The sequence below is a fragment of the Corynebacterium sp. S5S1 genome, assembly GCF_001913985.1.
In the GTDB taxonomy this organism is placed as follows: Bacteria; Actinomycetota; Actinomycetes; order Mycobacteriales; family Mycobacteriaceae; genus Corynebacterium; species Corynebacterium marquesiae.
On record NZ_MKXT01000047.1, the window covers coordinates 1 to 9,449 of the forward strand.

The 9,449-nt window shown below is 67.0% G+C and carries 10 protein-coding genes; 8 read left to right on the plus strand and 2 right to left on the minus strand.

Annotated features, from left to right (window positions below; all coding sequences use genetic code 11):
• Positions 1-142: 142 nt before the first annotated feature.
• From tetA to BKN05_RS11235, 4 genes are read left to right on the plus strand one after another with little or no spacing between them, the layout of a single operon-like run.
• The gene (tetA, locus tag BKN05_RS11220) at positions 143-1,684 is read left to right on the plus strand and encodes a tetracycline efflux ABC transporter TetAB subunit A (protein WP_286688678.1); all 1,542 of its coding nucleotides are present in this window, start codon (positions 143-145) and stop codon (positions 1,682-1,684) included.
• Positions 1,685-3,490: an ABC transporter ATP-binding protein gene (locus BKN05_RS11225; RefSeq protein WP_286688673.1), complete on the plus strand. Its 1,806-nt coding sequence runs from the start codon at positions 1,685-1,687 to the stop codon at positions 3,488-3,490.
• 21 nt (positions 3,491-3,511) lie between these two features.
• A complete protein-coding gene (locus BKN05_RS11230; RefSeq protein WP_005390941.1) occupies positions 3,512-4,045 on the plus strand; it encodes a YbhB/YbcL family Raf kinase inhibitor-like protein in 534 nt (177 codons plus the stop codon).
• Between the two features lie 10 nt (positions 4,046-4,055).
• A complete protein-coding gene (locus BKN05_RS11235) occupies positions 4,056-4,412 on the plus strand; it encodes a hypothetical protein (RefSeq protein WP_005390939.1) in 357 nt (118 codons plus the stop codon).
• Here BKN05_RS11235 and BKN05_RS11240 read toward each other — a convergent pair.
• Positions 4,409-5,488: a quinone-dependent dihydroorotate dehydrogenase gene (locus tag BKN05_RS11240; protein WP_225746013.1), complete on the minus strand. Its 1,080-nt coding sequence runs from the start codon at positions 5,486-5,488 to the stop codon at positions 4,409-4,411. The two genes, BKN05_RS11235 and BKN05_RS11240, sit on opposite strands and share 4 nt — an antisense overlap.
• A 10-nt stretch (positions 5,489-5,498) precedes the next feature.
• Entirely contained in the window at positions 5,499-6,551 is a 1,053-nt protein-coding gene (locus tag BKN05_RS11245) for a YncE family protein (RefSeq protein ID WP_286688674.1), read from the minus strand.
• 70 nt (positions 6,552-6,621) lie between these two features.
• On the opposite strand from BKN05_RS11245, the gene BKN05_RS11250 reads away from it, so the two are divergent.
• The 4 genes from BKN05_RS11250 to BKN05_RS11265 are packed head-to-tail and all read left to right on the plus strand — an operon-like array spanning position 6,622 to position 9,425.
• Entirely contained in the window at positions 6,622-7,467 is an 846-nt protein-coding gene (locus BKN05_RS11250) for an undecaprenyl-diphosphate phosphatase (protein WP_005396288.1), read from the plus strand.
• Positions 7,468-7,483: 16 nt separating this feature from the next.
• Positions 7,484-8,698, plus strand: a complete 1,215-nt coding sequence (mshC, locus tag BKN05_RS11255) for a cysteine--1-D-myo-inosityl 2-amino-2-deoxy-alpha-D-glucopyranoside ligase (RefSeq protein WP_286688675.1) — start codon at positions 7,484-7,486, stop codon at positions 8,696-8,698.
• Between the two features lie 24 nt (positions 8,699-8,722).
• Complete coding sequence (locus tag BKN05_RS11260) at positions 8,723-9,121, plus strand: hypothetical protein (protein ID WP_286688676.1); 399 nt, start codon at positions 8,723-8,725, stop codon at positions 9,119-9,121.
• Positions 9,114-9,425: an HAD family hydrolase gene (locus BKN05_RS11265; protein ID WP_286688677.1), complete on the plus strand. Its 312-nt coding sequence runs from the start codon at positions 9,114-9,116 to the stop codon at positions 9,423-9,425. The genes BKN05_RS11260 and BKN05_RS11265 overlap by 8 nt, the downstream gene beginning before the upstream one ends.
• Positions 9,426-9,449 lie beyond the last annotated feature (24 nt).

A 9,449-nucleotide genomic window follows, 5' to 3' on the forward strand; every position in this document is an offset into this window, starting at 1 on the left:
GGGGCTAGATATATGCTTCCGGAGCATATACTTTCCGGAAACCTACAGGTCAATCCGTGAAAATCCGCGATTCCGGACACACTTTTTGACCCTTAACCCAATATTTGCTAGATTTTCCAGAATGATGCCACCGCCGCGCAGAATGAAGACGTACAGCTGGTTCGTCCCGCCCGCGCCGCCAGCGGACGATCCGGCGCGGCTCCACCCAGCACGCTGGAGCAGCGGGAACCGTGTGGTCAGGGACATGGTAGGCGCATACCCGGGCGTGCTAGTGCTGCACATTCTGAGCTACCTCATCGGCACCGGCATCTCCGCGTTTGTGCCGGTGGTGGTGGGCATGATCGTGGACGGCCTGGTGGGGGAAGAAAAGTTCAACGCATGGTGGCTCTTCGCAGTATTGGTCGGCATCTTCATCATCCAGTTCATCGGCGAGGCCACCGGCGACGGCCTGGCCACAGCCTCGGTGCGCCGCGTGACCCACAACGCGCAGCAGCACCTGTCCTCGGGCGTGCTGCGCCGCGGGGCGGGAGCGATAAGCCCCGGCACGGTGCTCAACACCATCGACGCGGACGCGAACACCGTCGGTCGATACCGCGAGCTGCTGTCGTTTCCGCTGATGGCCATCGGCTACGCGGCCGGCGCGATGGTGGCGATGTGGTCGGTCTCCCCGTGGATCTCGCTGGCCATCCCAGCCAGCGCGCTGATTATCGCCCTGTTCGCCGCGTGGACCGCGGGGCCGGTGACGCGGGTGTCGCTGAAGCGCCGCGCTGCGGAGGCGGATGTTGCTGGCTTGGCCACGGATGCGTCGCAAGGCATCCGCACCGTCAAAGGCCTCGGCGCGGGCGCAACCGTGGCCGAGCGTTTTCACTCGGAAACGGCGAAGGCGAAGCGGTTGATGCTCACGCACCTGCGTGTGGAGGTCTGGCTGGGTTTTGCCAGGTTCTGCGTGGCGTGGCTGTGCAACCTTGCCATCGTGGGCTTGAGCGCGTGGATGACGCTGCGCGGGGAGATCACCCCGGGGCAGCTGACATCTGTGGCACTGTTGGTGCCGCCTGCGTTGGACATGGCGGGCTTCGCGTTCGGCGACCTGGCAAGTGGGTGGGGCAGGGCCGTGGCGAGCGGTCAACGCATCGAGCAGCTGCACCACGCGGGCGATGACGCGGCGGGGCCTGAGCCGACAGACACCCCGGTCCCAGGCGCGGGTCTGTGGATTCTCGAGCCGGCGGAGCGTTCCTACGCCACCGCCGCCGCGTGGGCGCAGCGCGCAGACGTGCTGTTCCCGCCGCACACCGTCAACGTGTTTGAGGGCACCATCGCAGACAACGTGAACCCGCGCGGGGATGTGCCGGAGGACGTCGTCAAGCAGGCGCTCGCCGCCGCCCACTGCCAAGACATCCTCCGCAGGCTCGGCGGCATAGACGCAGGCGGCGAGTTGCCGGACGCACCGCTGGGCGAGGCCGGCCTGAATCTCTCCGGCGGGCAGCGGCAGCGCGTCGCGCTTGCTAGGGCGCTCGCCGCCGACTCGGACGTGCTCATCCTGGACGACCCGACCACTGGCCTCGATTCCGTGACACAGGCGGACGTCGTGGCAGCCGTCGCCGCGCTCAGAGCAGACAAAACCACCGTGGTCATCACCGGAAACGCCGCGTGGCAGCACGCTGGAACCGAATTGGAGGTGGCGTAAATGGCGCGCGAATACGAACGCACTGACGCGGTCGCCCCCGCGAGCGTGAAGGAGACCTTCGCGTACCTGTCTGCGCTACCCAACGCTCTGGACAAGCGCTGGTGGGCGGGTTTGCTGATCATCCAGGCGCTGATTGTCGCTGTCTACACCACGCAGTCGAACCTGTTCGGCCGTAGCGTCGACCCGCTCACCGGCGGATCAGTGCCACTGCTGGGAACCGGCACCCGCGCCTTCGTTTTGACCGTCGGCCTGGCGTTGGCCTGCATGCTCGTCGAGATGTTCTTGCGGGCGCTGGGCAATTATGTGGTGGGCCAGAAAGTCGCCCGCGCGTCCATCGACCTGCGCCGCCGCTGCCTCGACGCGATCCTGCGCGCACCAGTGCCGCGGGTGATGGAGCTCGGCACCGGCAACGTCATCACACGCATGACCAAGGACATCGACGACGTCGTCCAAACCATCACCGACATCGGCTCGCGCGTGCTCACCACCGTGTTCGTCTTCCCGATCACGTTCATCGGGCTTTTGCTTATCGACGTCCGCTTCGCCCTGATCCTGCTTCTGATCTGCATATGCACCTACCCGTTTGCCCGCGCGGTGGTGCGCGCCATCCCCGGCGCGTCCAATGCGGTGAGCGTGGCGGAAGCACGTCGCAACGCGGTGCTGCTGGATACCGTCCGGGGCCTGCCCACGCTGCGCGCCTTCGACTTGGAGCGCTGGGCGTTGGCACGGATGCGGCGGACCTCGTGGGGCGCGGTGGAGGCGGAGATGGACCGCGTGCCCTGGGACATCCGGCTCACGGGAATCGGCCAGGTCGCTTTCGCCGCGTGGGTGCTGCTCACGCTTGGCGTCGGCGCGTGGCTCGCGTCGGCCGGAGTTGTCACCCCGGGCCAGGCGAGCGCTGCGGTGTTCATGGTCATCCGCGCCGATGTCACGGTGTTCAACGCCCTGTTCTTCGTCGGCGAGCTGCAGAGCGCGGCCACCGCAGTGGGCCGCGCGGTGAGCTTGGCCAAGCTCGCGGACGGACGCGACGCCACGGCCGTACCGGCGGACCTGACCGAGCCTGTGAATGTGGAAGTCGAGCACGTCTCGTTCGCGTACCCAGACGGCGCCAACGTGCTGGACAACCTCACCGTCACGCTCGAGGCCGGAACAACTACCGCACTGGTGGGCACCTCGGGCGCCGGCAAATCAACGCTCGCCGCGCTCATTGCGGGGCTGGTGGAGCCCACAGCTGGGAGCATCCGGGTAGGGGCCGTGGAAACCTCGCAGGTCAGCGACACGTGGACCGCCAAGAACGTCACCCTGCTCACCCAGGACGTCCACCTGTTCGCCGGCACCCTGCGCGAGGACCTCTCGATGGCTGCGCAGGGCGCGACCGACGCGGACCTGCTGCGGGCGCTGGCAAGTGTCGGGCTCGACCCTGAAGGCACCCAGTTCGCGCGCCTGTTCCCGAAGGGGCTGGACACCGCCGTCGGCGCAGGCGCGGAGGACATACCCCCGGAGGTGGAGCAGCAGCTCGCGCTCGCACGCGTGGCGCTCTCAGGCCCGAAGGTGCTCATCCTGGACGAGGCGACGGCAGAAGCTGGCAGCGACGCCACCAACGCGCTGGAGGACGCCGCCGCGCGGATCACCGCAGACACCACGGCACTGGTGGTGGCGCACCGCCTAGACCAGGCGGCGGCCGCGGACCGGATCCTGGTCATGGACGCCGGGCGCATCATCGAGGACGGCACCCACACCGAACTCGTCGCCGCCGACGGGAGATACGCGCAACTGTTCGCTGCGTGGAGTGGCGGCGGTCACTAACTCTCCGGTAGGAATGGGGACATGACTGCAAATTATGTTTCCGACCGTTTCCCCGGCCCCGACCCGTACGCCGCGCTGGCGGACGTGCCGTCCTTCGACATCACGTCCGAGGACATCGTCGACGGCGAGCGCCTCGCCGACTCGCTGGCCGGCGACAATGCCACTAGCCCGCAGCTGTCCTGGTCCGGCGCCCCGGAGGGCACCAAGACGTACGCTGTGACCTGCTTCGACCCGGACGCGCCGACCGCCTCCGGGTTCTGGCACTGGTCCGCGTTCAACATCCCGGCTGACGTCACCGAGCTGCCCGCCGGCGCGGGCGCGAAGGACGACCTCGGCGTTGGCGCTGTGGTGCTCACCGGCGACAGCGGCGTCAAGGGCTACTACGGCGCGAACCCGCCGGCCGGCCACGGCCCGCACCGCTACCTGTTCGCCGTCCACGCGGTGGACACGGAGCTTCCCGCGGACGAGATTGCCAACCCCACCCAGCTCGGCTTCAACCTGAACTTCCACTCGCTCGGCCGGGCAATCATCTGGGGCTGGTACGAAAACCAGTAAGATTCGCCGAATGGTTCCAGTGCAACTCCGCGTCGGCGGCGCGTTCATGGGCATCGCACTCGTGCTCGTGCTCTACGCCGTGCTGGCGCTGCTTCGAGGCGACGCCGCGTTCCCCGTCACCCCGCAGGTGCTCTCCATCATCGTGGCGGTCGCCATCGTCGGCGCCTTCGCCACCTACAACACCAAGCAGGAAGGCTCACGCACCCAGGTCGGCGCGCTAATCGTGGCCGTGGTGCTCATCGGGCTCGGCTTCATCGCGCCCGACACCGAGCTGATGGCCACCACGCCGTTCTGGCTGATCGGCTGGGCGCTCGCCGCCGGCCTCTGCGCGGTGGTGCTGCGCCGCAGCGCAGCCGGACACGCTTAGAGCGCCTTCCACTCCAGCCCGCTGCCCACGGCCTGCTCGATCGAGTCCAGGCCGTGGGCTTTGATCTGCGCGGCGATCCCGCGGTGGATGCCGCGGATCCAGCCCAACCCGCCGTAGATGAACGGGGTGTAGCCCTGCAGCAGGCTCGCGCCCGCGGTGATGCGCTCCCACGCCTGCTCGGGCGTGGAGATGCCGCCGACGCTGACGAGCACCAGCTTGTCGCCGACTCGCTCGTGGAGGCGCTTGAGCACCTCAAGCGAGCGGTTCTCCAACGGGGCTCCGCTGATGCCGCCCGCGCCCATCTTCTCCACCTTGGAGGCGGGTGTTTTCAGCCCGGAGCGGGAAATGGTCGTGTTGGTGGCCACAATGCCGGCCAATTCCAGCTCGACGGCGAGGTCAGCCACGGCGTCGATGTCGTCGTCGGAAAGATCCGGCGCGATCTTCACCAGCACCGGGGTGGTGGTGGATTTCTTCACCACTTCCAGGATCGGGCGGAGTTCCTCCACCGCCTGCAGGTCGCGCAGGCCCGGCGTGTTGGGGGAGGAGACATTGACCACCAGGTAGTCCGCAAGCTGACCCAGAAGCGTCGAGGTGGCGCGGTAATCCGCCACGGCGTCCTCGGAGGTCTTGTTCTTACCGATGTTGATGCCCACCACGTCGCGGGAGCGCCGCGCGCGGAGGTTGTCGGCGACCACGAGCGCGCCCTTGTTGTTGAAACCCATCCGGTTCAAAATCGCCTTGTCCTCCGGCAGGCGGAACAGCCGCGGCGTGGGGTTGCCCGGCTGGGACTTCGGGGTCACGGTGCCCATCTCGGCGTAGCCGAAGCCGATCGCGCCCCAGGAGTCGATCGCCTCGGCGTTCTTGTCAAAGCCGGCCGCCAGCCCCAGCGGGGCGGGAAAATCCACGCCGAAAACAGTTTGGTGCAGCACCGGGTCGTGCACGCGCACGGCCTTTTCCATCACGCGGTTGACCGGGGTGACCAAGTGCAGCGTCTGCAACGCGCCGCTGATGATGCCGTGGATGCGCTCCGGCGGCAGCAGGAACATGAGCTTGAGTGCGCGGTCGTAGAGCGTCATGGGTTTTCTCCTAGTTGCTCTCGGTTTGGTCGGCGGGGGAGACGATCTGGATGCCGTCGCCGGATGCGGAGGCGGCGACCACGGTGCCGTCGTCAAGCGTAATGATGCTCTGGGCATCTGCGACGGTGGCGAAATGCTTGCGCTTCACCGGAATGCCCTGGGAGATGTCGTAGCCGGTGGCGGTGTTGCTGGCCAGCGAGCTGACCCAGGCGAGGCGCTGCGCGGGGTCCCACGCGGCATCCCAGGGTCCTTCCGGCACGGGCGCGGACTGCTGGAGGCGGATGATGTCGTCGGTGGTGTAGACGTGGAGCTGACTACCGGTGGAATCCGCGGCCAGCACCAGGCCGTGCTCGCCGCCGCGCACCTTGCCCACTCCCAGGCCGACGCGCAGGGTGCCGCCTTGGCGCGAGCCGTTCCAGTCGATGTCCTGGATGGTGGTGTCGAAGCGGTTGGTTCGCACCACGGAGTCGCGCTGGCCGTCCACCTGCACCGCTTGGAGCTGATCGGTCTCGCGTGCGACGTCGATGGTGTCTTTCAGCTCTCCGCCGTCGAAGACCCACACCTTGCGCTCAGTGTCGCTGCCTGCGAGCACCTCGCCTGTCGACGCCACCGTGGCCACCGTGACCGGCTTATCCGTGGCGATAGTCTCCTCCCGGTCGCCGAAGAGCTTGATCTCGCCCGCGCAGGCAAGCGCGAAGGTGCCGGCGTTGGCGGATGCCTCGCCGCAGGATTGGTCCAGCTCGTGGCGGGCGGCCTTGCCTTGCTGGATCTCCTCGAGCGTGCCGATCGTCAGCGCGTTTTCCGTGCGGACGCCGATGCGGCCGTTCGTGACGTCCACATCGCTCACTGGCTCGAAGTCCACCACCGCGCCCGCCGGGTCCGACGACTGCGGGGACTGCACAGGCTCTGCGCTGCCCATGTTCGCAGCCGCCTCACCGCCGGCTTCCTCGATCTTGGCGGAAGGAGACGCGCCGCAGGCGCTCAGCGCCAGGGCAGCCGAGACGGCACCGGAAACTGCGGCAAAGCGGAGGCGGGAACTGGGGGCAAACAAACGAGCATTCACAAGGTCAAAGCCTAGCAACGCGCCCGTCGCGCACCGCGATGGCTAAGTAGGCGTGGTAGTGTCTTTCGCCATGACTGATCCCGCCACCACAATGTCCTGGGTTCAGGTGATCGTCCTGTCCATTGTCCAGGGCCTCACCGAGTTTCTGCCCGTGTCTTCCTCGGGCCACCTGCGCATCGTCTCCCAACTATTTTGGGGCGAAGATGCCGGCGCCAGCTTCACCGCTGTGATCCAGCTGGGCACTGAGCTGGCCGTGCTGGTGTTCTTCGCCAAAGACATCTGGCGCATCCTCACCGCCTGGTTCGCCGGCCTCGCGGACAAGTCCAAGCGGAACTTCGACTACCGCATGGGCTGGATGGTCATCGCCGGCACCATCCCGGTCGGTCTTGCGGGCGTTTTACTCAAAGACCTCATCCGCGAGAACTTCCGCAACCTCTGGATCACCGCCACCGTGCTGATCCTGTTCTCCCTGGTGTTCATCCTGGCCGAGCGCCGCGGCAAAAAGACCCGCGGCTTCGAGGAACTGACTATGAAGGACGCGGTTGTGATGGGCCTGTGGCAGTGCCTGGCGCTCATCCCGGGTGTGTCGCGCTCCGGCGGCACCATCTCCGGCGGCCTGTTCCTCAATCTGGACCGCGAAGTGGCCACCCGTTTCTCCTTCCTGCTGGCCATCCCGGCAGTGCTTGCCTCCGGGCTGTTTTCCCTGCCGGACGCCTTCGACCCCCAGGCAGGCCAGGCGGCGAGCGGGCTGCAGCTGCTGGTCGGCTCCGGCATCGGGTTTGTAGTCGGCTACATCTCGATTGCCTGGCTGCTGAAGTTCGTGTCCAACCACTCGTTCGCGTGGTTCGCCGCCTACCGCATTCCGCTGGGCCTTCTCGTCATGGCGCTGCTCGGCACTGGCGTGATGGCCGCCTAGCTGTAGGGTTGTCCGCATGCATGCATGGCCCGACCCGTCCGTACCCGCAGTCGCCGGCACCCCGGTGCCGCTGAAGCTCTTCGACACCGCCGATCAGCGCGTCAAGGAAGTAGACACCACCCCGGATGCGAACGGGGAGGTGGGGATGTACGTCTGCGGCATCACCCCGTACGACTCCACCCACCTCGGCCACGCCGCGACCTACCTCACCTTCGACCTGGCGCAGCGCCAGCTGCTCGCCAACGGCCACAAGGTCCACTACGTGCAGAACATCACCGACGTGGACGACCCGCTGTTCGAGCGCGCAGAGCGCGACGGCGTGGACTGGCGCGAACTTGGCACCAGCCAGATCAACTTGTTCCGCAGCGACATGGAGATCCTGTCCGTGATCCCGCCGCGCGACTACATCGGCGCGATGGAGTCAGTCGACGAGGTGATCGCAATGGTGCAGCAGCTTCTCGACGCTGGCGCCGCCTACGAGCTCGACCAGGGCGACATCTACGCTTCCATCGACGCCACCGAGCAGTTCGGCTACGAGTCCAACTTGGACCGCGCCACAATGGAGGAGTACTTCGCGGAACGTGGCGGCGACCCGGACCGCGAAGGCAAGCGCGACCCGCTGGACGCGCTGGTGTGGCGCGGCCACCGCGAGGGCGAGCCCGCCTGGGACTCGCCGTTCGGCCCGGGCCGGCCGGGCTGGCACGTCGAGTGCTCCGCGATTGCCACCAACCGTCTCGGCAGCCACTTCTCCATCCAGGGTGGCGGTTCCGACCTTGCGTTTCCGCACCACGAGTTCTCCGCGGCGCACGCTGAGGCCGCGCTGAAGGTCGAGCGAATGGCCGGCCACTACGTTCACGCCGGCATGATCGCCCTCGACGGGGTGAAGATGTCTAAGTCCCTGGGCAACCTCGTGTTCGTGCACAAGCTCTCGGAGGCGGGCCACGACCCGTCGGCGATCCGCCTGGCCGTCTTTGCGGGCCACTACCGCGAGGACCGGGACTTCTCCGACGCGATCCTGGCCGGGGCCGAGGAGCGCCTCGCACGTTGGCGCGAGCAGCTCGCCGGCGAGGTGAGCGAGGCGGAGGCGACGGAAGTCGTCGATAAGCTTCGCGCGATTCTCGCGGACGATCTGAACACCCCGGAGGCACTTTCGCTTCTCGACGGCGCGGCCGGCGACTGCGACCAGATCATCGCCACCGCCCTCGACGGGCTGCTCGGCGTGCGCATTTAGCTCGCCTCGCGCACAATGGGGCGTATGAGCGCAGCTGCGGACAACTCGATTCGGGCCCAGTTTCAGCCCGAGGTAGACGAATTCATCGACGACCTGAACACCTTCGCCACCGGCTCCTACCTGCAGGACGACGACAAGGACCTGTGGGAAGAACCCTTCGACCCGGCGGTGCTGCCGGATTTGAAGAAGCTCCTGGAGATGTTCCTGGACGCACTCGACTTGCTCGGAGACGACCCTGAGGGCGACGCGCTGGTGAAGGTCGTGACGCCGTTCTACGGCAACCTCGAGGAGTTCAACGAGAAACACGCCAACGCGGTGCTCGAGCCGGAAGAGAAGGCCGACATCGAGACCCTGGTGTTCCGCGCGGCGGCCGCCACCGGCGCCACGGACGAAGCGCTCAACGAGCTTCCGGAACTTGAGTAGGCCGGCCGCCGTCCTCTGGGACATGGACGGCACCCTCATCGACACGGAACCGCTGTGGGGCAAGGCCACCTTCGAGCTCGGCGAGCTGCTCGGCCGCCCGCTCACCCCGGAGGTGCGCGCCAAGACCATCGGCGGCAGCTTCCCCAACACCTTGAACGTGGTGGCCGAGTGGGCGGGCTACGAGCTTCGAGACGGCGACCTGGAGCGCTACCGCACCTGGATGTTCGACGGGTTAAGGGTCAAAATGTGTGTCTGGCTCGGCGTGTCGCGGGGGTTAGATTTGGCCTTTTTGAATGCCGATTGAGTGGGTGTAGTCGGTGTCGATAGC

Bases quoted from the DNA above. Each gene is read 5' to 3' on its own strand.
- mshC (WP_286688675.1), top strand. From the start codon at position 7,484: ATGCATGCATGGCCCGACCCGTCCGTACCCGCAGTCGCCGGCACCCCG.
- BKN05_RS11260 (WP_286688676.1), top strand. From the start codon at position 8,723: ATGAGCGCAGCTGCGGACAACTCGATTCGGGCCCAGTTTCAGCCCGAG.
- tetA (WP_286688678.1), top strand. From the start codon at position 143: ATGAAGACGTACAGCTGGTTCGTCCCGCCCGCGCCGCCAGCGGACGAT.
- BKN05_RS11235 (WP_005390939.1), top strand. From the start codon at position 4,056: ATGGTTCCAGTGCAACTCCGCGTCGGCGGCGCGTTCATGGGCATCGCA.
- BKN05_RS11225 (WP_286688673.1), top strand. From the start codon at position 1,685: ATGGCGCGCGAATACGAACGCACTGACGCGGTCGCCCCCGCGAGCGTG.
- BKN05_RS11250 (WP_005396288.1), top strand. From the start codon at position 6,622: ATGACTGATCCCGCCACCACAATGTCCTGGGTTCAGGTGATCGTCCTG.
- BKN05_RS11240 (WP_225746013.1), bottom strand. From the start codon at position 5,488: ATGACGCTCTACGACCGCGCACTCAAGCTCATGTTCCTGCTGCCGCCG.
- BKN05_RS11230 (WP_005390941.1), top strand. From the start codon at position 3,512: ATGACTGCAAATTATGTTTCCGACCGTTTCCCCGGCCCCGACCCGTAC.